The organism is Arthrobacter sp. 2RAF6 (assembly GCF_052115205.1).
GTDB lineage: Bacteria > Actinomycetota > Actinomycetes > Actinomycetales > Micrococcaceae > Arthrobacter.
Window position 1 is genome coordinate 42,128 of the sequence record NZ_JBFRGF010000016.1, and the last position, 23,223, is coordinate 65,350.

Consider the following 23,223-nt stretch of genomic DNA (forward strand, 5'->3'; position numbering starts at 1 on the left):
GCTCCTTCGATTGTGGGCTTGGGGAAAGTCTAGAGACCCAACTCGTCCAGGATAGGCAGCTGGGCGCGAACGGCTTGGCGCGCGGCGGATGCACTCGGGGCGGCCAGTGCCACCAACGCGAGCATTTGGGCTTGTGCCACGGTAACAGTTGCCAGGACGGCGGAAACGGCAGCCAGGGCGCGTGCACTCATGGAAAGAGTCGCGACGCCCAGTCCAACGAGTACGACGGCGAGGGCGGGGTCCGCGGCTGCCTCGCCGCATACTCCGACGGGCCGGGAGGTGCTGCCCGCGCTGGCGGAAGCAGCGCCGTCGGCGGTCAACTTCACGAGCTGCAGCACAGCGGGCTGCCAGGGGTCATTGAGTGTGGCAAGCGGGCCGAGTTGACGGTCCGCGGCCATCGCATACTGGGTGAGGTCGTTGGTTCCGAGCGATGCGAAGCTGACTTCGCGCAGCACGGAGGCGGCGGTCAACGCAGCCGACGGGACTTCAACCATGACGCCGGGAGTCTTCAATCCGGCGGCCGAGCAGAGAGCTGCGAAATGCGCGGCTTCCTCGGCCGTGGAGATCATGGGGGCCATCACCCAGACTTCGGCCTGGTTGTTGGCCTCTGCCGCGGCTATGGCTTCCAGCTGGCGCTCAAGGACGCCGGGTGAGGTCAGGTCGGTGCGGTACCCGCGGACGCCCAGTGCAGGGTTGGGTTCGTCCGCGTTGGTGAGGAAAGGCAGGGGCTTATCCGCGCCGGCGTCGAGGGTTCGGACCACCACCTTCTTGCCCGGGAACGCAGCAAACACGGCGCTGTACGCGGCGATCTGCTCCTCGACGGTGGGTTCGTCGTCGCGATCCAGGAAACAGAATTCGGTGCGCAGCAAACCGACGCCCTCGGCACCGGCGTCGGCGGCTTTGACCGCGTCGGCTCCCGTACCGACGTTGGCGAGCAGCGGAACCCGGAACCCGTCGGCCATGGCGTTGCTTCCGCTGAAGGCGGCAATCGTAGACGCCTGGTTGGCCCAAGCCTTGGCCGCAAGCCGGAGTTCCTCGCCCGGGTCAACCGTGATGGTGCCGGCAGCACCGTCGAGGTAGACCTCGGTGCCGTCCCCGATCTCGTCGACTCCCGGGGCAGCGACGATCGCCGGCAGGCCGAGGGCGCGGGCCAGGATGGCGGTGTGGGACTGGGGGCCGCCGCTTGAGGTGATCAGTGCGATCACCTTGGCGGGGTCCAGGGTGGCGGTGTCAGCCGGGGCGAGGTCCTCGGCGGCCAGGATGAACGGAACGTCCGACGCCGGGATTCCCGGCGCGGGCAGCCCGCGCAGTTCAGAGACGATGCGGGCACGGACGTCCAGGACGTCGGCCACGCGCTCTGCCATGTAGCCTCCGAGGGCCTTCAACGAGTCGGCAACTGTGGCAGCTGCCTCCCAGATGGCCCGTTCGGCGGTACGTGCGCCGCCCGGGGCCTCGGGGGAGAGGAGCCTGATGGCCGATTTCACCAGCATGGGATCGGCGGCCATCAGGGCTGTTGCTTCCAGGACCTCTTTGCCTTCGCCGGACGCTCTGGCGGCCCGGGCACGGAGTTCCGCCTGCACGGCCTTGGCGGCATCCTTGATGCGCTGGCCCTGCGATTCGACGGTAACGTCCGCAGGAATATTGACGTTCTCGTGGGGCTCTTGGACCGGCTTCGGCATCTGCCGCACCGGCCCCAGAACGCGCCCGGGGGCAACGCCTACACCTGAAAAGGTCTGCATGGATTAGTCCTCTACTTGCTTGCTGACGGTGGGGTCAGGCTGCGACGACGGCCGGAACGGGCTCTGCCTCAACGGGCTTCCGGACTGCCCAGCGCTTCAGCGCGAGCAGGACCAGGGCGGTGATGACCATGCCAATGATGATCGAGATGACGAACATGGCCAGGTTTCCGATGGCGAAGAAGACGAAGATACCACCGTGGGGTGCTTGGGAGGTGACCCCGAAGGCCATGCACAGAGCACCGGTCACGGCACCACCCACCATGCTGGCGGGGATGACGCGGAACGGATCAGCGGCTGCGAACGGGATGGCGCCTTCGGAGATGAAGGACGCGCCCAGCAACCAGGCGGCCTTGCCGTTCTCACGCTCGGCGAGGCTGAAGCCCTTCTTGTTGAGCACGGTAGCCAGTGCCATCGCAAGCGGGGGAACCATGCCGGCAGCCATGACCGCAGCCATGATCTGGAGCGGTGCAGGGTTGGCCAGGCTACCGGCACCAAGGCCGGCTACGGCGAAGGAGTAGGCAACCTTGTTGACCGGACCACCGAGGTCGAAGCACATCATGAGGCCGAGGATGATGCCGAGAACGACGGCGGACGCGCCGGTCATGCCGGTCAACCACGTGTTGAGCTGCAGGGTCAGCCATGCGATGGGACCGCCGAGCACCAGGAACATCAAGCCGGAAGCGACGATCGAGGCCAAGAGCGGGATGATCACCACCGGCATGAGCCCGCGCAACCAGCGCGGAACCCTGAACGTGCCGATCCAGTGCGCCGTGAGGCCGGCCAGCAGGCCGCCAACCAGGCCGCCCAGGAAGCCTGCGCCCATGAAGCCGGCAACAGCACCGGCCACGAAACCGGGGGCAATGCCGGGCCTGTCCGCGATGCCGAAGGCAATGTAACCTGCCAGGGCCGGGACCAGGAAGCCAAGGGACAGTCCACCGATCTTGAAGGCAACGGTGCCCAAGTACAAAGCGAGGTTGCCGTCTGGAAGGTTGAGCAGCGTGTTGTGGGCCAGGATGTCATTGGCCTTGGTTCCCAAAGCAATGTCGTAGCCCGCCAACAGGAAGCCCAAGGCAATGAGCAGGCCGCCACCGGCGACGAACGGGATCATGTAGCTGACACCGGTCAGGAGGACCTTCTTGACCTTGGTGCCGAGGTGCTCGCTCGCTGCCTCTGATGCATGTTCGGCGTTCTCTTCGGCGCCGAAATGCGGAACGCGGTGGGCATGGGGGTCGGCCGCGGCGGCGATGGCTTCCTGGACCATCTTGGCCGGCTCGTCAATGCCGCGCTTTACGGGCGCGTTGATGACCGGCTTGCCGGCGAAGCGCTCCTTGCCGCGGACATCGACGTCTACTGCGAAGATCACGGCGTCAGCGGCGGCAATGACGGCCGGGTCCAGCGCGGTGAATCCGCCCGAACCCTGGGTTTCCACCTGAAGGTCGACGCCCATTTCCTTGGCCGCAGCCACGAGGGAATCGGCCGCCATGTAGGTGTGGGCGATGCCGGTGGGGCAGGCCGTGACGGCGACGATGCGCTTGGGTCCAGTCGACGAAGCGGCGCGGGCCGGGGCGGCCTCGGCGGCGGGTGCCGTCGATCCTGCGGCATGCGCGGCCGGCTTGTCTGCCAGTGCGCCGTCAACCAAGTCGACGATGTTCTGCTCGGTGGCAGCCGCACGGAGGGCCGCCGTGAAGTCCTTCTTGATGAGGGAACGGGCCAGCTTGGAGAGCAGCTTCAAGTGCTCCTGGTCTGCTCCTTCCGGGGCTGCAATGAAGAAGATGATGTCCGCGGGGCCGTCCTTAGCGCCGAAGTCCACCTTGTGTGAAAGCCGGGCCATTGCCAGGGTCGGCTCAGTCACGGCAGCGGAGCGGCAGTGCGGGATGGCGATGCCGCCGGGCACGCCCGTGGCAGTCTTTTGCTCGCGGGCGAAGGCGTCCGCGAAGAGCCCTTCAACCTCGGACGCGCGTCCCGCTGCGGCAACTTTGCCTGCCAGGAAGCGGATGACATCGGCGGGAGAATCGCCGAGGTTCTGGTCAAGGGAGACCAGTTGGGGGGTGATGAGCTGGGTCACTGTTAGTCCTTCTAGAGGGCCGTGATGGTTACGGCGTCGGGAGTTGTTTGATGTACCGCCGGGACAGTGGAGCCCGGCAGCGAAGCAGCGGCGGCACCGTGTGCCACAGCCTGACGGAGGCAGTCCTGCGGGGTTCCGCCGTTGGTGGCGGCCAGCAGATAGCCAGCAAGGGATGAATCGCCGGCACCAACTGTGCTGACGGCTTGGATCGGCGGATGCGTGGCGAACCACGCGCCGTCGGCGGTTACCAGGACGGCGCCCTTGGAACCAAGTGTTGCGAGTACTGCACCCACACCGCTGCCGACGACGGCGGCGGCAGCCCTGGCGGCAAGGCCGGGGTCCGCTTCCAGTTCGTCAGCCGTGTGGACGTCCGTGAGGCCCGCTGCGGCGGCCAGTTCGGCCAGTTCTTCCGCGTTGGGCTTCAAGAGATCGGGCTTGCCACTGATGTTGCCGAGTAAATCGCCGCTGATGGCGGCAACCAGCGGGGCGCCGGAGGAGTCGATCGCGATAAGCGGCGGTCCGCCATTTGCCGGATCGTCGTGCGTCGAACGGAGCCGGCGGGCGACCGTGGCGTAGAAATCTGCCGGAACTCCTGGTGGGAGCGATCCGGCAAGTACCACCCAGCTCGCGCCACGGGACCGGTCCAGCAGCAGCCCGATCAGGGCTTCCTGCTCGTCCAGGCTCAACTCCGGGCCGGGTTCGTTGATCTTGGTGGTGACGCCATCCGGTTCGGTGAGCGTCACGTTGCTGCGCAGCGGCGCACTGATGGGAAGCGCCGCGTAGGGGACGCCGTCGTCGAGCAGTCCAGCGAGGACGGGATCGGAATCCCCGCCCGGCAGGACGGCGACGGTGTCCAGGCCCGAGGCGACCAGGGCCCGGGAGACATTGACGCCCTTGCCACCGGAGTGCTGGTGGACGGCGATGGCGCGTTGCACCTCGCCGCGGGCCAAGGGGGCTGGAAGCTCCACGGTGCGGTCCAGGCTCGGGTTGGCGGTCAGGGTGACGATCATGCGATCACCACGTCGACGCCGGCCTCGGCCAAAGCGGCGGAGAGTTCTTCAGAGGGTTCGTGGTCAGTAATCACGGTGTCCACATCTCTTAGGGCAGCGAACTGGACCAGGGTTTCCGCGTCCAGCTTGGAGGAATCCGCGAGGACGACGACGCGCCGTGCGGACGTGACGAAGGCGGCCTTGACGGCGGCTTCTTCGGGGTCAGGGGTGCTGAGCCCGAACGTGGCGTGGATACCGTTGGCGCCGACGAAGGCGATGTCCGGGCGGAGCCGGGAAGCGGCCTCGACCGTCGACTGCCCGACGGCGGCCTGGGTGAGCCCGCGGACACGGCCGCCCAGGATCTGGAGGGCGATGCGCGGGTTGCCGGAGAGTCGTCCGGCGATGGGGATGGCGTGAGTGATAACCACGAGTTCTTCATGCGGGGCGTTCCCGTTGGAGGACGCCGTGCGCTGGGCGGTGCGCTGGTCCAGCAAGCGGGCGAGGGCCTCGGTGGTGGAGCCGGCATCGATCAGGATGCTGCCGGCTGCGTTCTCGGGGATGAGGGCAAGAGCAGCCTCGGCGATGCGGAGCTTTTCCGGTTGGCGCTGGATGGCCCGTTCAACCACGCTTTCCTCGCGGGTGCTGAGGCGGTCCGACGGGACTGCCCCGCCGTGGACGCGGCGAAGATTGCCAGCGGATTCGAGGGCAGCGAGGTCACGGCGGACGGTCTCCGTGGTGATGCTGAACCGATCCGCGAGGTCCGTGACGCTGACCCGTCCACGCTCGGCGACGAGCTCGGAGATCAGCTGTTGGCGCTCCTCGGCGAACACATACCCTCCATTGCGTACAAGCTGTAGGTACATCAGTGACTGTGATCACATGATGTGGAATTGCTTGACTCTATCTTTGTTCATGTTGGTCTGTCAACAGAAAACAACATAAACAAAGATTTTGGTTGGGCGAGGGGTGGTTGGCGCGCGCTCTGAGGGCGCTCTGAGGGCTGGAGCGTTGGATTCGACGTCGGACGGGCGCAGCCTCGGGCCGGCACGACGATATAACCGGTCCGACGCAGGGCTGGCTAGCCTGGATGGGTTGGTCAAGTAAAGGCTGGCTGCCCTAGCGCCGGACCGGAAGGTGCCCTACGGCCACTCGATTTCCCGCGGACCGGGGTACTCGATGGGAAGGTTGTCCGGGTCGGGAGGGTCGGGCAAGCGGAGCTGCGGAGAAGGATCCGCGCCTTGTCGATGCTTGTTCCTTTGTTTTTCCATTTGGTCAGACTCTTGCGGCGAGTCGCCTTCGGGTCGGCGCTGGTGTGCACTTTCGAGCTTCATAGTGCTTCCTTCGGGTAATGCTGCACGTCGTTGGCTAAGCAGGTATTTCCAACTCGAAGCCGCACCTGCATCTCACGACCTTGGTGTGGAGTTGGGCTTCCGAACTCCAGGAGGCCATCCTGAATCCCCCGACGATTCAGGATGGCCCCCGCCAGCTGGACGTTGGCTGCGTGGCTGTAGGAAAACCCGCAAGAAGTGCACGTGTAGAAGACGGCAAGCTGTTGGGAAGACCTTGGAGTCCGGGCCCGGATGGATTCGATGACCAGGTGCTTGTCTGTTCCGCAAGAGGCACACCAAAGGGGGGAAGCACCGGGCTGATGTGGTTCGTGAGGAATCGCGGATTCGAAGATGGTCGACATCGCCTAGCCCCGCGCCGGTAACAGGCATTTACTCATCAGGCAGCACCTTCACGTTGAGTGACATGGCGCCCGGCTGCTTGAGCGAAATTAGGCCGAGGGCTCGGCCTTTGTCCGGAGTTCTGCACGGACTGTAGAAGAATTGTGCACTCTGTACGCCCTGCGCGCAAGACCGACGGAGCGTTTGTCCAAGTGGTGGACGTTGTATTGGCGCACCCTTTCCTCCATCGCCGCCCTGCCGCTCCTAGACTTAACCACGGACGAAATGGGCCTGAACGCCTCGGTCGTGGGCCAACTCCAGGATTTGGTCATCGACAGTGAAGACGTCAGCGGCTTCCTCGAAGACCTTGCGGTATTCACGGCGGAGACGGGCCTTGCCTGCAAGCGATGAGAACCGGGAAGTCTGTACTCGTTTCTGACACTTCCACGGACTCGCTGTGGCCTGAATATTGCGGCAGGAACCAGAAACTGAGGGATGTTGCGGAATCCCTTCTGCAGTCCTTGACGAAGGAAACGCCAGTCTTGCACTTCGAGCCTTAAGTGACTCTGCTAGCGCCGCTCCGCGATGTTTTTGACGCTCTCCACGAGGCTGTCCCACATGCCCTTCGAGTGCGCGGCTTCATCCGGACTGGCGTTGTTGTCCTGGGCCAAAGTCAGCTTGGTCATCCTGTCTTCAGGCTCCAAAGTCCACGTCAGCGTGTGGTAGTTCTCCGGGGCATCGTCCTGGCCGGAAAGTGGACTGAAATGGGTGTTTACCAGCCGCTTCCCGGGCTCGAATTCGAGGATGACACCTTTGTCCTCGTACTCCTTGCCCTTCCAGACGCCGCGCCAAGCAATGGGTCCGCCGACCGTCCAGTCGGTGACAACCTCGGTTCCGAACATGAACTCCTTGATGGCCTGGGGGTCGGTGAGCACTGACCACACGCGATCGGCGCTTGCCTGGATCGTGATGGTTGAACTCGCGATGAAGTTGCCCGCCATGTCAGTCTCCTTTTTCATGTTGTCGGCGTCCCGAAGCTCGCGAAAGAGAGTCTACGCCGGGGCAGAGAGGCCAAGGAGAGGGGGGCTCCCGCCGGTGCGACGGTGTCTTGCCGCTGCTGTTGCTGTCGGTGATGCTGGCAGTCTAGACAACAAGTGTCCGCCGGCGTACAGTGGCCCAGCTTTGATGCGCAAGCGGCGCATCAAAGCCGCGCACCACATTTTGGAAGATTACGGTGAGAAGTGACTGATCGAAGCCGGGCTATCGGGTTCTTGATCCATGACAACGTGACAATGATCGACGTTGCCGGGCCCGCTGATGTGTTTCATCATGCAAATGCCTTTGGGGCCCGTTACGACACTGTCTTGGTTTCCACCGACGGCAAAGCCAAGCGCGCTTCCAATGGACACTATTTGACCCCGGAGGCCGCGGCCGGACATACGGGCGCCTTGGACACGGTAATCGTTCCGGGTGCATATGGGATGGTGGCCCGGCCTTTCGAGCAGGAACTTGTCGAGGCGGTTTCCCATCTAACGAATGATGCCGGCCGGATCGCTTCCGTCTGCACCGGTGCATTTCTCCTGGCGCACGGGGGCTTGCTGAACTACCGGAACGCGACCACTCATTGGACCCAAGTCGAACGGTTCAGGAGGTCATATCCGCTCGTTCGTGTCGTCCCAGATGCGTTGTTTGTGCAGGACGGTTCGATCATCACCTCCGCGGGCATCAGTTCCGGGGTGGACCTGGCCTTGTTCATAGTTGAGGAAGACTACGGCCCCGACGTTGCCCGGGCCGTCGTCCGTCAAATGATTATTTTCAATCAACGGCCGGGGGGTCAATCCCAGCGCTCGGTCGCCGTCCGGGTGGGAGTTCCCCGGGACCACGCCCTCAGAAAGCTCTTGGACCGCATAACCGCCGATCCCGGCGCAGATTACTCGATTGACGCCATGGCCGCCATGACAAATCTCAGCGCCAGTAGCCTTGCACGGCTATTTCAAGAGGGAACCAACACCACTCCTGGTCGATACGTCGAAATGGTGCGGATCGAAGCGGCTCAGGCAATGCTCCAAAGAGGAACCACTGTCGCCGCAGCGGCAGCCGCAAGCGGATTTGGAAGTGCTGAGACGATGAGGCGGGTCTTTACGCAGAAGATCGGAATGAGCCCCTCGCTGTATCTGGAACGCCTCCTGTCGCAGCCCTGATGGTTCTTGGGTCCTCACCACAGCCTGCTTCCGACAGACCCTGACGCTATCTGTGGGGTGCTTGACGGCATTCGCGGGTCCGCCGACGTCGGCCGTGGTCAAAGCTTGGTATATCCCGGCAATCCGGAGCACCTACAAAGAGGAGAACGCAATGCCGTTCGTAAATGTCAAGCTCGTCGACGGCGTCTTCACGGAAGATGAAAAGCACCGGATGGCGGCAGCCCTGACTGACGTCATGGTGAAGTTTGAAGGATCTGAAGCTTTCCGCGAGGTGGTGTGGGTCCTCATTGAGGAACTGCACACAGACGGCTGGCACATCGGCGGCCTGCCGTTCAGGGGACCGGCAAGCCTGATGGACGGACTTGCCCGCTCCAAGAGCCTCTACGAGTCCATCGACGGGCACCCGGTTACCCGATCGGAACTGGCCGAGAAATCACCCGTTCTGGAGAAGTGATTCGTTGGACCACAGCATGAAGACAGTGCTTATCGTCGGCCACCCGGACCTCAGCAGTTCGCGCATTAACGCCGCATTACTCGAGGAGGCAAGGTCCATTAATGATGTTCACACCCGCGTCCTTTCCGAGCTGTATAGGACGGACTCCATTGATATCCAGGCCGAACAGGAAGCCATCGCGGGGGCAGACCACATCCTGCTGCAATACCCCACATATTGGTACGCCATGCCTTCAATTCTCAAAGGCTGGCTGGACGAGGTCCTAACCCGGGGTTGGGCCTACGGGACCGGCACTCCCGGAGCGCTGGCCGGTAAGACGCTCCGCATTGTTACAACTACGGGCGGCGCCTTCGAAGGCTACGGCCCCGACGGCCTCCACGGCTGGGAGTACGACGCAATGCTTGTGCCGCTAAAAGCAACAGCGCGACGACTCGGCATGGCCTGGCAGGAACCGCTGGTCATCCACGGAGTCCGGGAGTTGGATGACGCAGGCGTTCGGCAGCTTCGAAGCAGCTTTCACGAGCTGCTCATGGATGTGCGCGAGGAGCACCGGCCTTTGGAAAAACTACGCCGCTTCGAATCGGTCAATTCCTAGGGTGTCGTGGCGCTGAGGGGATCAACGAGGGCGTCCACCACACGATGTGGACGCCCTTGGGGGCGCATAGGCTCTTCCCATGGAAACAGTCGTCTGGTCCAAGCCGGAAAATGAGCGCGCAGGGACGCCGCTCCTCGTGATGATGCACGGATACGGTACGGACGAGCAACGAATGGTCAATCTCTTTCCCCAGCTCCCCAAAGAATTCACCTGCGCCGCGCTCCGAGGGCCTATGCCGATCGGCGACCACTACGGCTGGTTCCTGCTGGACTACTTCCTCGCCAACGACTTTGCCGACGTCATCACCGCGACCAACAAGGTTTTCGCCTGGATTGACTCGGTCAAGCGCAACCACAGCAGCGTGAGCCTCCTGGGCTATTCCCAAGGCATGGCCATGGCCAGTACGCTTCTGCGGCTTCGTCCGGAAGGCTTCAAAGCGACCGTGGGCCTCTCCGGATTCGTGCTGGAAAACGACCTTCTGGCACTCAGCGAATCCTTCGACTCGCCACCGCCGTTCTTCTGGGGCAGGGACAAGGCCGATCCCGTGATCTTCAGCGATGCCATTGAGCACACGGCGGAATGGCTCGACAAAAACACCGCTCTCACCGCGCGAACCTACCCTGGGATGGGGCATCGGATCGAGGCCCCGGAAATGACTGATGTCAGCGCGTTCCTGAGGTATTACGTCCTCCGTTGAGGTGAGGTCCGCGTCACATTCAGTGCTGCTGGAAAACAACTCTTGATTGCCAAAATTGTAAGCGCTTACACTCTTCTTCGGCGGTGCAAGGATGTGCCGCTAAATCCAGAAGATGAAAGGGTTGAGGCCGTGTTGAATGGTTAAGGCTCACCGCGTGACAATCCAGGACGTTGCCGTCCTCTCAGGCTTGTCCATCTGCACCGTTTCACGCGCTCTGCGGAACCTGCCGAACGTGTCCGAAAAAGCGCAAGCCAAAGTGGCCGACGCCGCTGCCAAGCTCGGCTACAAGGCATCCTCCGCGGCAGCCCGCCTGGCCGGGGGAAATACCGGTTCCATCGCCATCATTGCTCCCACCGCCACCGCCTGGTTCTTCGCCCAGGCCGTCGAGGCGGCCGAGGAAGTGTTCGGAGACAGCGGCTTCGACACCGTCCTGATCAGCCTGCGCGGCAAGTCGAGCGTCAAGCGGAAGATCTTCGGCGATCTCCTTGGGCTCTCCCAACGCGTGGACGGCGTGCTGCTCCTCAACGTGGATTTGAGCGAATCCGAGGTTGCCCTCCTGGCCGCGTCCGGCCTCGCAGTTGCGAGCGTGGGGATGACTTCCGTACCGTGGGACAACGTAGGGATCGACGACGAACTCGCGGCTTGGCAGGCCACCTCGCACCTTTTGGGGCTGGGTCATTGGGATCTGGCGGTACTTTCCGGCCGCGAAACCCAGGAGAACTCGGTGCTGACGTCCAGCGACAGGCTCAAGGGATTCGGCCGCGCGTTGAAAGACCATCACCTGACCGTTCATCCGGACTTAGTCATCAACTCGGATTCCACGATCGACGGCGGACGCAAGGCCATGAATGAACTCATTGCCCACCGAAGCCTTCCAACGGCAGTCTTTGCGGACTGCGACGAGGCGGCTTTCGGAGCCTTGATGGCCATGCGCGAGCATGGACTGTCCGCACCGAAGAATGTCTCCGTGATTGGAATCGACGACCACCCCATGAGCTGGTTCCTTGGCCTAAGTACAGTGGCGCAGCCAGTGGCGGACCAAGGTGCCTTCGCCGCCAATCTGCTGGTGGACCGGCTTCAGAACACCGACGCCCCCAGCGAACCCTCCAACCACTTCCTTGACACGAAACTCATTGAACGCAAAACCACGCGCCGCCAGCGCTGAACGGACCACTCCACACCATGACTGATACCCGAGCAACCCAGAAGACCGCCTGGACGGGCGCTACTGCCCTCCTTTTCGACCTCGACGGCGTGCTGACGCCGACCGCCGTCGTGCATGAGCAGGCCTGGCAGGAACTCTTCGACGGCTACCTGGCGGAAACCGGCCATCCGGACGGCTACCAGGAGAGCGACTACTTTGACCACATCGACGGCAAGCCGCGCTTCGATGGCGTAAGGGATTTCCTCACCTCCCGTGGAATCACATTGCCGGAAGGACCTACAGACGACGATCCCGCCAACACGAGCGTGCAGGGCCTGGGCAACCGCAAGAACCGGATCTTCAACGAGATAGTGGATTCGCGCGGCGTCGAGCCTTACGCGGGCTCTGTCCGGTTCATCCACGCAGCCTTGGAGCTGGGACTCAAGCTCGCCGTCGTATCCTCATCGCGCAACGCGCCCGCCGTGTTGAAGGCGGCCGGACTGGATGGCTACTTCGCGGTGGTGGTCGACGGCCAGGTGGCGGCCGCCGTCGGGCTCCCCGGCAAGCCGGATCCCGCAACGTTCCGTTACGCGGCCGAGCTGCTGGACGTTCCTGCCGCAGGCTGCGTCGTCGTCGAGGACGCAGTGTCCGGTGTGCAGGCCGGCAGCGCAGGGAACTTCCGCGCGGTGATCGGGGTGGACCGGGGCGCCGGCCACCAGACCCTGCTCGACGCCGGCGCGACGTTCGTGGTCGACGACCTCGACGATCTCCTCTAGTCAAGCCGTTTCACCAGAAACAGAAGGAACCCAACAGTCCATGGCACTCATCAGCTCCGACCGGCTACGATTCCCCTGCGAACCGTGGAAGCTCGTGGAGAGCATCCACGTTCCCGGTGACGCCGGTCCGCTCGAAACCCTCTTCAGCCTCGGCAACGGCCACCTGGGCATCCGCGGCGCCCATTGGGCGGGAGCGGACGCCGAGCTTCCCGGCACGTTCATCAACGGTTTCCACGAAACGTGGGACATCAAGCACGCCGAGAACGCGTACGGTTTTGCCCGCATAGGACAGAGGATCGTCTACGTCCCGGATGCCAACAACTTCAACGTTGTCATCGACGGCGAACAACTGAGCCTCGCCGAGTCAACGGTGCAGAACTACCGCCGCAGCATCGACTTCGCCACAGGCGCGTACGAGTGCGCTATCACGTGGGAGTGCCGTTCTGGCGCCACCGTCACCACGCTGGAGCGCCGCGCCGTCGGAATCGAATCCAGGGGTTCCCTTGGCATCGAGCTGAGCCTCACCGCAGACCGCCAGGTTTCTGCTGACGTCACGTCCTTGGTGATCAATCGGCAGGACCAGCCTGTGGAGGACCACTCGGCCCACGACCCCCGCCGCTCCGGCCGCCACGCCGGCCGGGTGTTGCTCCCGCTCCACCTCCAGGGCTCCGACGGATCCCTGCGCATGGCCTGGGAAACCGCCGAATCCCGGCAGCGCATCGGCATGGCCGTGGACCATTGGATCTCCGCGGAAGGCCAGCCTTTCGAAACCGTGGTGGGGGAGGACGAGTCCACGGTGCGCTACGTCATGGCCGTGAATGAGGGCGAGACGTTCCGCTTGGAGAAGACCGTCAGCTACGTCGTGAACAGTGCCGACGCAAGCGCAGCAGAGCCCGGCGAGATCCTAGCGTCGGACGCCGAGTTGGGACTCGTGCCGTTCGACGCGCTCCTGGCCGAAGGCGCGGCCCACTACCGTGATTACTGGTCCACAGCGGACATCACCATTGGTGGCCAACCCGAACAGCAGCAGGCCGTGCGCTGGAGCCTGTTCCAGCTCGCCCAGGCCACCGCGCGTGCCGGCGTCGCGGGCATCCCGGCCAAGGGCGTCAGCGGCTCGGGCTATGAGGGCCACTATTTCTGGGACCAGGAGGTATACCTGCTGCCGTACCTGACGTACACCAACCCGGCCGCCGCCCGCCAGGTGCTGGAATCCCGCCACGCCATGCTTCCCGATGCCCGGATCCGGGCCAAGGAACTGAGCGTGGACGGTGCGCTGTTCCCGTGGCGCACCATCAACGGGCACGAGGCCAGCGCGTACTACGCTGCCGGCACCGCGCAGTTCCACATCGCCGCCGCGATCTCCTTCGCTGCGAACCGCTACCAGTGGGCTAGCGGCGACGCCAGCTTCCGCACGGAAGTGGGCGCCGATCTGTTGATCGAAACGGCGCGCATGTGGGCTTCGCTCGGATTCTTCGGCAAGGACGGCTTGTTCCACATCCACGGCGTCACCGGCCCGGATGAATACACGGCCGTGGTCAACGACAATCTCTACACCAACGTCATGGCCCGCTTTAACCTGCGGGCCGCCGCGGCACTGGAACACCCGGACGTCCCGGAAACCGAGCGGATGGTATGGCAACAGGCCGCTGCGCGCATGTCCCTTCCCTACGATCCGCACATGGAGATCTACAGCCAGGACAACGACTTCATGACCCTGGAGCCGTGGGACTGGTCCACGCCGCGGTCCAAGTATCCCCTGCTGCTCAACTTCCACCCGCTGGTGATCTACCGGCACCAGGTCCTCAAGCAGGCGGACACGGTGCTGGCGATGTTCCTGCAGTGGCAGGACTTCACGGCCGAGGAAAAGCAGCGCGCGTTCGACTTCTACGATCCCATCACCACCGGCGACTCCACCTTGTCCGCCTGCGTGCAGGGCATCATGGCGGCCGAGGTGGGCTATTCCGACGTCGCGCTCAAGCACTTCACCGAGGCCTTGTTCATCGACCTGGACAACACGCACCACAACACGGTCGACGGCGTGCACATCGCGTCCACCGGCGGCATCTGGAGTTCCTTGGTGTGCGGTTTCGCGGGCATGCGGGACCAGGGCCAGGTCCCGCACTTCGATCCGCGGCTACCGGCCGAGTGGGACAGCCTGTCCTTCCGGCTCAAGATCCGCGGGCGGCTCTTGTCCGTCGATCTGCGCCCGGGGTCCATCAGCCTTGCGCTGGTTCCGGATGCAGGTGCTCCAGGTTCGGCCCCCGACGCCGGTGCCGAACCTTTGGAGGTCAGCGTGCGTGGGCAGCGGGTCGTCGTCCGCGTCGAGACTGTCGCCGTGCCGCTCGACGAAGTGCCGGTCCCCGCACCGTCGGTCTTCCCGAGCCTCTTCCCGACGGCGGGACTCCCGGTGATCGGAAGCGCTCGGGTCTGAGCGATCGATTGCTCCCCACCGGCTCCCAGCCTTCGCAAGCTCAGGCCGGGGCCCTCGCCGGCGTGGGCCCACCCACCGGCTCCCAGCCTTCGCAAGCGCGGGCCGGGGCCCTCGCCGGCGTGGGCCCACCCACCGGCTCCCAGCCTTCGCAAGCGCGGGCCGGGGCCCTCGTCGGTGGGGAGTTGCGGTTTCGGCGTTATTCGGGAACGGTTCATTCCTGATTCATGGGACGCCGATACGGTCTCCGGAGACCTCTCTGGAAAAGGACTCAACCCATGGATCGACGGACATTCGCCTCCGCTGCCTTGCTGACCGCGGCGGCACCGCTGCTCACCACCACTCCGGCCCTCGCGGACTCTTCCGGGCGGGGAAAGGATGCCAAGCTCACACGCACCATGTTGGACGCTTTGGAAGGGGAACTGGACGACCGTGCCACCGCCGCCGTCGTGGAGCCCCACATTGAAGACATCGGATTCAACTGGCATCCGCCAACCAAGCCGGTCGAGAGCATTGATTTCATCATTGCCTATGGTTTCGGCAACCGACCACTGGCAGGAGGCGGAGATCCCAGCCGCGTGCTCTACGAGCCTGGCCCGGTGAACGAAGCCCTCGCGGACACGGTTGCGAAGCTGCGGGCAAGGCGCAATGTTCCCGTCTTTGCCCAATGGGAAATCGCCAGGTTCCTCGAGTCCAAGTACCACATGAGCGGGGTGACTTCGATTGAACCGGTCATTTCGGCGGAAGGCACCATTGTGTATCTGAGCACGGACGGCGTCGCAGCCCAGGTCAAGGAGCGCCGCGCCTCTCAGCCTGCGGGGATCGCCGGCATTGTTGGATTCCGGGACCATATCAAGCGCTGTGTCCAGACCACCCAAGACCGCGGGATGGACGCTTTCGCTCCCCAAGGAATCGACATGCCCGGCACCTATGATCCGCAGTCGGGACAGCCGTGGACCCGGCGTCGTGATCTCTATCTGGTGCACGACATGTACGCCCAGATGGCTGTGCTCCGCGGGAAACTGATCGCACAGGCCTATCCCAACGGCTGATTTCCAGCTGGCGGAGTGGCATGTTCAGCAGGTCGTGTTCAGCGCGCCGGCACCGTATCCGAGCTATCCCAGTCGATGTGGTGGCGATAGAGCCAGTCGAAGTTGTCGGCCGTCTTCCGGGCGAGTGAGCGGAAGACGGCCTTGAGGATGAGGTCTTCGAAGACGCGCTTGAACTGGCCTCGGATCTTCGGGGCGGCGTTCCGGCGGCCCCATTCGACTACTGATTCGGCTCGTGTTCGGCGTTGTTTCTCGTAGAGGGACAGGGCGCCGGGGATGTCGCCGGGCGAGATGCCCCGGAGCGATCGGCCCAGCGCGATGGCGTCTTCGATCGCCATGGAGGCGCCTTGCCCGGAAGATGGCGAAGCGGCATGGGCGGCGTCTCCCACCAGCACGAGCCTGTCCCGGTGCCAGCTGGGTATGCTCGGAAAATCGGAGGTGCTGTAGGGCCGGATGATGCCGTCAGTCGCGGTGATGATCTCGGCCATCGGCGTGCGGTCCCCGGCCACGAGCTGCGTCAGCCAGGACTTGCGGGCCCGGTGATCCAGCGCGGCCGGATCCTCAGACGACCGCTGCAGCGGGTTGGCAAACCACCAGATTCTGCCCTCCGGATCCTGCATGTAGCAATAGAAGCAGCGCTTGCCGAAGACCATCTTCATTCGTCCCGGTTCGACGTCCAGCAGCCCGGCCGGGAGCAACCCGGCCTCGACGATCCCGCCGGTATTGAGCAGGGGGATATTGCGGGGTGCCGGGGATGAGGGGTCAACCAGGGGCCGAACGGCCGAGCGGAGCCCATCGGCACCCACCACCAGGTCTCCGTGCGCGGAGGTGCCGTCCGCGAAAACGGCCGTGACGCCGTCGGGCGCTTCCTTCACCGTGGCGAGCCGCTTGCCATACTCGATGCGGATCCCGCGGTGGCTTGCCGCCTCGCGGAACATGCCGTGCAGCTCGGAACGCGTCATGGTGCGGGCGGTGGTGCCGTCAGGGAGGGAACCGCCGTAGTCAAAGTCGATGAGGTGTTTTCCAGTACTACCCAGATACATGGACATCTGTGGGGTGCTGAAGCCCAGACTGGCGGCTGCCTCCTTGAGCTCGAGGGTTTCGAGGGCATCGAAGCCATTGACGGCCACAGTGAGGAAGCCGCCGACGCCGTCCGAGGGCCCACTGTAGGCCTCGAAGACGGTGGCGTTATGGCCGGCTTTCTGCAGGGAGATGGCTGTGGCGAGTCCGGCGATCCCGGATCCGATGACAAGGCAATTCAACATGGCGGAGTCCTTTGGAATATATTTCGTTCGGTTAAAAGAAATATATTGCTCCAATGTGGTGTGGTCAATCCTTTCGGTGAGGCGAAATAATTTGCTAGCCTCGGAGGATGAAGAACCAACCGGCCGTCAGTGCGCAGCGCCAAGAATTGCTCGAGGCGGTTTTTGCCTCGGGACGGGAGCTTTCGACGGCGGCGATCATGTTCCACACAAAGCTGTCCGAGCTGCGCGGACTGTCTGCGACGGAGGGCAAGGCGATCGACATTCTGCTGCGCTTCGGACCCATGACGGCGGGGGAATTCGGCGAACATTCCGGGCTGGCTCCCGCCTCGGTCACGGGACTGATGCAACGGCTCGAGAGCAAGGGTGTGGCGCGCAGGATCCGGCACGAAGAGGACAAGCGGAAGGTCCTGATCGAGCTCGTGGGGGACCAGGTTACTGCCGCAATGCCCCATTTCGTGGATTTCATGGCCGGGCTGGCGAGCCTGTTGGAGGGCTACAGCGACGAAGAACTCCGCGTCATCGCGGACTATTCGTCCAAAGCCGCCCGGATCCAGCAGGACGCGGCGGGGCGACTGGGTGCCTGAGCCCGGAGGGAAAGCGCGTGATTCCCCATCCAGTGCTGAGTAACCGCCGTTTTGAGCCATCAGAACGGCAGTTACGGAGCAACGGATTCCTAGCGAAGGAACCCCTCGATGGCGTCGGCGGCTGCGGGGGCTCCGCCGGCGCCGCGGACGCGCGCGCTCATTGCCTCGAGGTTGCCCTTGATCGCCTGGTCGGCGCTGACTTCAATGACAGTTTCCCGGATCAGCTCGGGGGAGAGCGCCTCCAGGGGGAGCCGCCGCCCGAGTCCCAGGTCCTCCACCCGGCGTGCATTGGCTCCCTGTTCGGGCTGCAGCGGGAAAGCCACTAACGGCACCCCGAAATAGAGCGCCTCCATGGTCGAATTCATCCCGGTATGGGAGAGGAAAGCATCGGCGTGGGGTAGGACTTCCAGCTGCGGAAAGAAGGGCCGTACCTCAAAGTTTTCCGGGATGTCCCCGAGCTCCGACTCCTCGACGCGCTCTCCGATTGCCATGGCGACTTGCCAGCGGGTGCCCGCAAATCCTTCCAGGCACATCCTGAAGAAATCCGGCCGGTCATTCAACGGTGTGGTGCCAAGCGAGACGAACAACAGCGGCCTGTCCTTCGCGCGCGGCTGCCAGGCCTCCTCGTTTCCCCGCAGGCCAAGGCAGGGGCCTACGAAGTGGAACCTGGCATCGAATGTCTCTCCCGAGGGCTGGAATTCCCTCGGGATGAAGGAGATGTTCAGCGACGCAGGAGGGCCTCCCATGAATTGCAGATGACCCACGCCATGCTCCGCAGCGAATTCATTGATCCTTTGACTGGCCTGTTTCCAGACCTCGACCATGCCTGGCGGCGGCGGGCCCGGCATGAGATCCCGCATCGAGAAATGTTCGTTGGTGGCATAGCTCGGAAGCAACGCAATATCGGGCAAGGCCAGCTTCGCGGCAGCCATCTTCCCGGAGAGCGTCATGGCGTCGTAGCACACCCCGTCCGGCATGTCCTCGGCCAGCCGGGCCAGCAGGGCCGGGAATTCCTCTCTCGCGCCCTTGAGAATCCGCTCAAGAAGTCCGGACATCATTCCCGATGGCATTCCGGCGAACATCCCCGCCATCGGTGCCGGCGCAGGACCGCCATCAGCGGAACGCTCGCGCGGGGGGAGGAATGCCGCCAGATCCTCTCCACTGGGGAAGAATGCGGCGCCGGCAGATTCGACCGCCTTCGAGTACTTCGCCGACGTCGCATACGTGACCCGGTGCCCCCGGCGAACCAGTTCGGCGACCACTGGCAAGGTCGGGTTCACATGGCCCGCCGCAGGCAAACAGATGAAGGCTATGTGCATAGCGCCAGTCCCAAGAACCGTGGAGGCCTCATTGAGAAAGGTCGGTGCTGTGAACGCTGCGCCGCCGCGATTTCAGCCCGGTCTCCAACTTGGTCCGCACCTCGCGCTTCACCCGGGCGGCAAGCTCAGTCTCATGCATTTCAAGGAAGGTTCGGACGGCGCGCGGATCCCACGGCACCAAGGACCGCAACGCCCAGCTGACTGCCTTAACAACGCTGTCGTCGCGATCATTGATCAAGATGCCGACGACGGCGAGCGTGCGTTGCGTATCGCCGGTTCCCCACCGCGACCTGGTGTTGAGCACAGTGGTGGAGACAAGCGCTATGCGCCGCCACCAATGGTCCGGGCTCCGCGCCCAGCGGTCGACATCGGCATCAGAGATGAGCCCTTCGCGCCACGCGGGTCCCACCAAGACGGTGGCGAAGGCATCGGCCTGGCCCCAAGCAGCGATGCCTTCTCCCAGGTGCTCAAGCCGGGCCGGCGTGAGTTCAGCGAAAGCCGCCCGATGGGCATTGATGAATTCCCAGCCCTCCCAGTCAAAGCCAGCCTGTACAAGCCCTTCGGCGAGATTGAAGACGACGGCGGCGTCCATCGTGGCGATTTCCGCGGAAACCCTGCGGCGGACGGTGCGGAAGCTCGCGGCGTCGTGCTTCTCCAAAGCGCGCAGTTCGTCGAGGACGCGCGCCAACAATTGCCCCGGTTGGGTATCCCCCGGAGGGACGAGTACCCCGTGCGAAGCCACTTCAGGCCTCGGATTTCGCAGGCCGAGCGCTACTGTGCGGGGGCGTCGTCGGTATCCGGCCCTTCGGCAGGTTCCTGGCTATGAAGGCCGGTATCGTGGGGCACCCAGCCCTCCGTTTCCCCTTCGGCAGGGGCGTCACTGTGATGGCGGACGTCGTTGGGATCTGCTGTTTTGCTCATTCCGGATACTTCCTGTCCTTCGTTGGACTGTTCCCGCGAACGCCTTAAAGTCTACGCCGGAGAGGGGGCGTGTGGCCTAGGCTAGGCAAGGAACTACCGAACGAATCCAACGGCTGAATGCAGAGGTGAAGAATGGCAAAGCGACCCAACCCGGCAGTAAAGATTGCGCAGGAAACGGCCCACAACGCCATGTTCGACGCCAGCGGCAAAGCCAAGCCCGGTGTCCACAATGTGCTGCTTCGGGCCGTCGAGGTCCAACGTCCCCTTGTCTTGGCAAACCTGCGCCGACTGCAGCGCAAACACCCGCAGGCCACGGCGGCGCAGCTGGCCGCCAAACTTGAGCGGGACTACCTCACCGCAGTCACTGGCGGGGGTGCCGCCGTCGGGGCAACCGCCGTCGTGCCTGGCATCGGCACCGCGGCCTCGCTGGGCCTTTCCGCGCTTGCCACCATCGGGTTCCTGGAAGGAACCGCGCTTTACGCCGCTTCCCTGGCCGAGCTCCACGGCATCCGCCTGACCGATCCGGACCGTGCACGAACCATGGTCATGGCCATTATGCTCGGCGAGGAAGGCACCGCCCTGCTGGGTGCACTGAGCGGACAATCGCTCGGCAAAGGCAAAGGCGTCACGCAGGCCTGGGGTAAGACCCTCACCAAGAAGCTGCCCGGCGGAGGATTCGGGGTCATTCGTGATGCCATCCAGCGCGCCTTCCTCAAGCGGCTCGTCAAGCGCCAAGGCGCCGCTTTCCTCGGCCGTGCCCTGCCTTTCGGAGTGGGGGCCGTGGTGGGCGGAGTCGGAAACCGCGTCATGGGGCGTGCAGTGGCGGCATCGGCGAGGGAAGCATTCGGTCCCATGCCGGACACCATCCCGGGCGAGCTGCTCCCAGCCGCCCGCCAGAACGCGCTGGAAGGCGGAAATAGTGGATCTCAACGCTGATTCGGGGGAGTCGTTCGGCTCCTGGACCATGGGGAACGACGCGTCAATGTTCCGGATTGTCAGCAGCGCCAACGTCGCGTGCGGCTTCCACGCCGGTGATCCGGTGACCATGCTTGACAGCTGCCGTGCCGCCTTCGAGCTCGACGTCCGGGTCGGCGCCCACGTCGGCTACCGGGACCTGCACGGCTTCGGGCGCCGATCGATGGACATGTCCTTCGATGAGCTCTTCGGCGACGTCCTCTACCAGCTTGGCGCCCTGGACGGCATGGCCCACGCGGTAGGCGCCTCCGTGGACTACGTCAAACCCCACGGCGCCCTGTACAACAGGATCGTCAACGACGTCGAGCAGGCCGAAGCCGTGGTGGCTGCGATTCACGCCTACGATCCCGGGCTACCGGTGCTTGGCCTGCCGGGCTCGGCGCTGCTGCGCCTCGCCGAGGAATCCGGGCACCCGGTGTTCCGGGAGGCGTTCGTGGACCGCGGCTACATGCCGGACGGCACCTTGGTGCCGCGCTCGCGGGAAGGCGCAGTAGTGCACGATCCCGCCGCGGTAGTTGAGCGGGCCGTGCGGTTTGCCGTACGGGGTGAGGTGCTGGCCGTCGACGGCACGGTGGTGCGGGTGAAGCCCGATTCCTTGTGCATCCATGGCGACACCCCGGGTGCTGTCGAGCTGGCGGCGGCGGTGCGCGCTGGCCTTGAGGAAGCTGGTGTGGAGATTGAATCCTTCGCCTGAGGTTCTTGGTTCGGGCGGCGCCGGTTCGGCGGGCGCGGGCGGCCGGATCCTTTTGCCCTGCGGCGACAGCGCATTCTTGGTGGAACTGCCCGAACTGACCGCCGTCGTCGCGTACTACCGCGGACTGACCGGGCCCGGCGCGTCGGCGGGCGTTTCAGTGCCGGAGGGGATCATCGACGTCGTGCCCGCCGCCCGCACTGTCCTCGTCACCTTCGATCCCGAAACGATCCGTCCTTCCGAAGTCCGCGGCTGGCTGGAGTCCGCGGAACCTGCAGAGGGGGTCTCCGGCTCGGGCCGCGAAGTGACCATCGAGGTCTCCTACGGCGGCCCCGACCTCGCCGAGACGGCACAGTTCCTCGGCATGAGCGAGGCCGAAATGGTCAAGCTTCACACGGGCTCGGCGTGGACGGCCGCCTTTTCCGGTTTTGCGCCTGGCTTTGTGTACCTGGTCACCACGCACGAGCGGCTCCGCGTTCCGCGTCGGAACACTCCACGCACGGCCGTGCCGGCTGGCTCGGTTGGCCTCGCAGGCGAGTTCAGTGGCGTCTACCCGCGATCCTCTCCAGGCGGTTGGCAATTGATCGGAACCACGACGGCGGCACTGTGGGACGCGTCCAAAGCCGAGCCCGCGCTGATCCGGCCGGGTGACCTGGTCCGGTTCGTGGAGGCCTGATGGGGATTGTCGTGGTGAACCGCGGCCCACTCACCTTGGTGGAAGACCTTGGCCGGCAGGGCTGGGCTTCCTTGGGGCTGAGCTCTTCCGGTGCCCTGGACCGGCAATCACTCCGGCTTGCCAATCTGCTGGTGGGGAACCCCACGGAATCGGCCGGCCTGGAAATATTGCTGGGCGGGCTTCGCTTGAGGTTCGTCACGGCGTCGACAGTCGCGGTGGCAGGCGCGGAAGGAATCGTGACACTCAACGGCGCCGAGATTCCGCTCAACCAAGCCGTGCGGGTGGCTCCGGGCGCGGTACTGGACTTCGGTGCTCCGCTGTTCGGTCTGCGATACTACCTGGCAGTGCAGGGCGGCATCGATGCGCCCAAGCTCCTCGGTTCACGCAGCACGGACATGCTCTCCGGCGAAGGCCCCGCACCGTTGACATCGGGTGTGCAGTTGGGAATCGGACGTGTTACCGCGGGCAACGGCCTGGTTTCGGAAGCGGGTTCCGTTCCCGGGCATGGGGTTGGACCTGGGGCCGGATCTGGGGCTGGATCTGGGGCCGGCGCGGCCACTGGGACCCTCAACAATGCGCATGCCCTCCCTGCCATCCGCCGCGCTCCTGATCCTGGGCGCGCCATCACAGCCCGCGTTGACCGCGGCCCCCGCGCAGACTGGTTCGACGACGATTCCTGGCGCCGCCTTGTCAGCCAGGAATGGACCCTGTCGCCTGCCTCCAACAGGATCGGTGCCCGGCTGGTGGGCCGCCCGCTCACCCAGACCCGGCTCGAGGAACTGCCCAGCGAAGGCATGGTGCTCGGCGCACTGCAAGTGCCGCCGTCGGGCCTTCCCACCGTATTCCTGGCTGATCATCCCGTGACGGGTGGCTACCCCGTGATTGCCGTGGTGCGTCGCATGGACCTGGACTTGTTAGGCCAAGCCCGCCCCGGCCAGCGGATCCGGTTCCTGGGCTGACGGTCCACCTCCACCGGACATGCGCCGCC

Annotated in this window: 23 protein-coding genes; 14 read left to right on the plus strand and 9 right to left on the minus strand. The window is 64.5% G+C overall.

The features are described 5' to 3' along the window. Positions 1–29: 29 nt before the first annotated feature. The 4 genes from ptsP to AB4Z38_RS13105 are packed head-to-tail and all read right to left on the minus strand — an operon-like array spanning position 30 to position 5,623. On the minus strand, positions 30–1,739 hold the full coding sequence (gene ptsP, locus AB4Z38_RS13090; RefSeq protein WP_441430111.1) for a phosphoenolpyruvate--protein phosphotransferase: 1,710 nt from the start codon (positions 1,737–1,739) through the stop codon (positions 30–32). A gap of 34 nt (positions 1,740–1,773) precedes the next feature. Then, positions 1,774–3,804, minus strand: a complete 2,031-nt coding sequence (locus AB4Z38_RS13095) for a PTS fructose transporter subunit IIABC (RefSeq protein ID WP_441430112.1) — start codon at positions 3,802–3,804, stop codon at positions 1,774–1,776. An 11-nt stretch (positions 3,805–3,815) separates the two neighbouring features. After that, on the minus strand, positions 3,816–4,814 hold the full coding sequence (locus AB4Z38_RS13100; protein ID WP_441430113.1) for a 1-phosphofructokinase family hexose kinase: 999 nt from the start codon (positions 4,812–4,814) through the stop codon (positions 3,816–3,818). Then, a complete protein-coding gene (locus AB4Z38_RS13105; protein ID WP_441430114.1) occupies positions 4,811–5,623 on the minus strand; it encodes a DeoR/GlpR family DNA-binding transcription regulator in 813 nt (270 codons plus the stop codon). Before AB4Z38_RS13105 ends, AB4Z38_RS13100 begins: the two co-directional genes overlap by 4 nt. Before the next feature lie 999 nt (positions 5,624–6,622). Here AB4Z38_RS13105 and AB4Z38_RS13110 point away from each other — a divergent pair. Next, positions 6,623–6,871, plus strand: a complete 249-nt coding sequence (locus AB4Z38_RS13110; RefSeq protein ID WP_441430115.1) for a hypothetical protein — start codon at positions 6,623–6,625, stop codon at positions 6,869–6,871. A 158-nt stretch (positions 6,872–7,029) separates the two neighbouring features. Here the strand turns inward: AB4Z38_RS13110 and AB4Z38_RS13115 are convergent, their stop codons facing one another. Continuing rightward, entirely contained in the window at positions 7,030–7,461 is a 432-nt protein-coding gene (locus tag AB4Z38_RS13115; protein WP_441430116.1) for an SRPBCC domain-containing protein, read from the minus strand. 240 nt (positions 7,462–7,701) lie between these two features. Here AB4Z38_RS13115 and AB4Z38_RS13120 point away from each other — a divergent pair, with 240 nt between their 5' ends. The 8 genes from AB4Z38_RS13120 (at position 7,702) to AB4Z38_RS13155 (ending at position 15,807) form a co-directional block, all read left to right on the plus strand. Next, entirely contained in the window at positions 7,702–8,661 is a 960-nt protein-coding gene (locus tag AB4Z38_RS13120; protein ID WP_441430117.1) for a GlxA family transcriptional regulator, read from the plus strand. A 151-nt stretch (positions 8,662–8,812) separates the two neighbouring features. Further along, entirely contained in the window at positions 8,813–9,115 is a 303-nt protein-coding gene (locus tag AB4Z38_RS13125) for a tautomerase family protein (RefSeq protein ID WP_441430118.1), read from the plus strand. A gap of 16 nt (positions 9,116–9,131) precedes the next feature. Beyond that, a complete protein-coding gene (locus tag AB4Z38_RS13130) occupies positions 9,132–9,710 on the plus strand; it encodes an NAD(P)H-dependent oxidoreductase (RefSeq protein WP_441430119.1) in 579 nt (192 codons plus the stop codon). Positions 9,711–9,789: 79 nt separating this feature from the next. Continuing rightward, positions 9,790–10,407, plus strand: a complete 618-nt coding sequence (locus AB4Z38_RS13135) for an alpha/beta hydrolase (protein ID WP_441430120.1) — start codon at positions 9,790–9,792, stop codon at positions 10,405–10,407. Positions 10,408–10,561: 154 nt separating this feature from the next. Beyond that, the gene (locus AB4Z38_RS13140; protein WP_441430121.1) at positions 10,562–11,572 is read left to right on the plus strand and encodes a LacI family DNA-binding transcriptional regulator; all 1,011 of its coding nucleotides are present in this window, start codon (positions 10,562–10,564) and stop codon (positions 11,570–11,572) included. A 17-nt stretch (positions 11,573–11,589) separates the two neighbouring features. Further along, positions 11,590–12,327, plus strand: coding sequence for an HAD family hydrolase (locus AB4Z38_RS13145; protein ID WP_441430122.1), 738 nt, complete (start codon positions 11,590–11,592; stop codon positions 12,325–12,327). A gap of 40 nt (positions 12,328–12,367) precedes the next feature. Continuing rightward, the gene (locus tag AB4Z38_RS13150) at positions 12,368–14,758 is read left to right on the plus strand and encodes a glycoside hydrolase family 65 protein (protein WP_441430123.1); all 2,391 of its coding nucleotides are present in this window, start codon (positions 12,368–12,370) and stop codon (positions 14,756–14,758) included. A gap of 275 nt (positions 14,759–15,033) precedes the next feature. Beyond that, complete coding sequence (locus AB4Z38_RS13155) at positions 15,034–15,807, plus strand: hypothetical protein (protein ID WP_441430124.1); 774 nt, start codon at positions 15,034–15,036, stop codon at positions 15,805–15,807. Between the two features lie 38 nt (positions 15,808–15,845). On the opposite strand, the gene AB4Z38_RS13160 is transcribed toward AB4Z38_RS13155, so the two are convergent. After that, on the minus strand, positions 15,846–17,069 hold the full coding sequence (locus AB4Z38_RS13160) for an FAD-dependent oxidoreductase (RefSeq protein ID WP_441430125.1): 1,224 nt from the start codon (positions 17,067–17,069) through the stop codon (positions 15,846–15,848). Positions 17,070–17,176: 107 nt separating this feature from the next. On the opposite strand from AB4Z38_RS13160, the gene AB4Z38_RS13165 reads away from it, so the two are divergent. After that, the gene (locus AB4Z38_RS13165; protein WP_441430126.1) at positions 17,177–17,653 is read left to right on the plus strand and encodes a MarR family transcriptional regulator; all 477 of its coding nucleotides are present in this window, start codon (positions 17,177–17,179) and stop codon (positions 17,651–17,653) included. A gap of 89 nt (positions 17,654–17,742) precedes the next feature. Here AB4Z38_RS13165 and AB4Z38_RS13170 read toward each other — a convergent pair whose 3' ends face one another. The 3 genes from AB4Z38_RS13170 to AB4Z38_RS13180 are packed head-to-tail and all read right to left on the minus strand — an operon-like array spanning position 17,743 to position 19,893. After that, positions 17,743–18,972 (minus strand): macrolide family glycosyltransferase, encoded by a 1,230-nt coding sequence (locus AB4Z38_RS13170; RefSeq protein WP_441430127.1) that lies wholly within the window; start codon positions 18,970–18,972, stop codon positions 17,743–17,745. 28 nt (positions 18,973–19,000) lie between these two features. Then, entirely contained in the window at positions 19,001–19,714 is a 714-nt protein-coding gene (locus AB4Z38_RS13175; protein WP_441430128.1) for a DNA alkylation repair protein, read from the minus strand. A 29-nt stretch (positions 19,715–19,743) separates the two neighbouring features. After that, positions 19,744–19,893 (minus strand): hypothetical protein, encoded by a 150-nt coding sequence (locus AB4Z38_RS13180; RefSeq protein WP_441430129.1) that lies wholly within the window; start codon positions 19,891–19,893, stop codon positions 19,744–19,746. A 132-nt stretch (positions 19,894–20,025) separates the two neighbouring features. Here AB4Z38_RS13180 and AB4Z38_RS13185 point away from each other — a divergent pair, with 132 nt between their 5' ends. From AB4Z38_RS13185 to AB4Z38_RS13200, 4 genes are read left to right on the plus strand one after another with little or no spacing between them, the layout of a single operon-like run. Beyond that, the gene (locus tag AB4Z38_RS13185) at positions 20,026–20,829 is read left to right on the plus strand and encodes a hypothetical protein (RefSeq protein ID WP_441430130.1); all 804 of its coding nucleotides are present in this window, start codon (positions 20,026–20,028) and stop codon (positions 20,827–20,829) included. Next, on the plus strand, positions 20,813–21,562 hold the full coding sequence (locus AB4Z38_RS13190; protein WP_441430131.1) for a LamB/YcsF family protein: 750 nt from the start codon (positions 20,813–20,815) through the stop codon (positions 21,560–21,562). Before AB4Z38_RS13185 ends, AB4Z38_RS13190 begins: the two co-directional genes overlap by 17 nt. Beyond that, positions 21,537–22,235 (plus strand): 5-oxoprolinase subunit PxpB, encoded by a 699-nt coding sequence (pxpB, locus tag AB4Z38_RS13195; RefSeq protein WP_441430132.1) that lies wholly within the window; start codon positions 21,537–21,539, stop codon positions 22,233–22,235. The genes AB4Z38_RS13190 and pxpB overlap by 26 nt, the downstream gene beginning before the upstream one ends. Further along, complete coding sequence (locus AB4Z38_RS13200) at positions 22,235–23,194, plus strand: biotin-dependent carboxyltransferase family protein (RefSeq protein WP_441430133.1); 960 nt, start codon at positions 22,235–22,237, stop codon at positions 23,192–23,194. The genes pxpB and AB4Z38_RS13200 overlap by 1 nt, the downstream gene beginning before the upstream one ends. Positions 23,195–23,223 lie beyond the last annotated feature (29 nt).

Excerpts from the sequence above, each read along its gene's own strand:
- ptsP (WP_441430111.1), bottom strand. The coding sequence starts at position 1,739 with ATGCAGACCTTTTCAGGTGTAGGCGTTGCCCCCGGGCGCGTTCTGGGG.
- AB4Z38_RS13100 (WP_441430113.1), bottom strand. The coding sequence starts at position 4,814 with ATGATCGTCACCCTGACCGCCAACCCGAGCCTGGACCGCACCGTGGAG.
- AB4Z38_RS13115 (WP_441430116.1), bottom strand. The coding sequence starts at position 7,461 with ATGGCGGGCAACTTCATCGCGAGTTCAACCATCACGATCCAGGCAAGC.
- AB4Z38_RS13125 (WP_441430118.1), top strand. The coding sequence starts at position 8,813 with ATGCCGTTCGTAAATGTCAAGCTCGTCGACGGCGTCTTCACGGAAGAT.
- AB4Z38_RS13130 (WP_441430119.1), top strand. The coding sequence starts at position 9,132 with ATGAAGACAGTGCTTATCGTCGGCCACCCGGACCTCAGCAGTTCGCGC.
- AB4Z38_RS13135 (WP_441430120.1), top strand. The coding sequence starts at position 9,790 with ATGGAAACAGTCGTCTGGTCCAAGCCGGAAAATGAGCGCGCAGGGACG.
- AB4Z38_RS13145 (WP_441430122.1), top strand. The coding sequence starts at position 11,590 with ATGACTGATACCCGAGCAACCCAGAAGACCGCCTGGACGGGCGCTACT.
- AB4Z38_RS13150 (WP_441430123.1), top strand. The coding sequence starts at position 12,368 with ATGGCACTCATCAGCTCCGACCGGCTACGATTCCCCTGCGAACCGTGG.
- AB4Z38_RS13155 (WP_441430124.1), top strand. The coding sequence starts at position 15,034 with ATGGATCGACGGACATTCGCCTCCGCTGCCTTGCTGACCGCGGCGGCA.
- AB4Z38_RS13160 (WP_441430125.1), bottom strand. The coding sequence starts at position 17,069 with ATGTTGAATTGCCTTGTCATCGGATCCGGGATCGCCGGACTCGCCACA.
- AB4Z38_RS13165 (WP_441430126.1), top strand. The coding sequence starts at position 17,177 with ATGAAGAACCAACCGGCCGTCAGTGCGCAGCGCCAAGAATTGCTCGAG.
- AB4Z38_RS13170 (WP_441430127.1), bottom strand. The coding sequence starts at position 18,972 with ATGCACATAGCCTTCATCTGTTTGCCTGCGGCGGGCCATGTGAACCCG.
- AB4Z38_RS13180 (WP_441430129.1), bottom strand. The coding sequence starts at position 19,893 with ATGAGCAAAACAGCAGATCCCAACGACGTCCGCCATCACAGTGACGCC.
- AB4Z38_RS13185 (WP_441430130.1), top strand. The coding sequence starts at position 20,026 with ATGGCAAAGCGACCCAACCCGGCAGTAAAGATTGCGCAGGAAACGGCC.
- AB4Z38_RS13200 (WP_441430133.1), top strand. The coding sequence starts at position 22,235 with ATGGGGATTGTCGTGGTGAACCGCGGCCCACTCACCTTGGTGGAAGAC.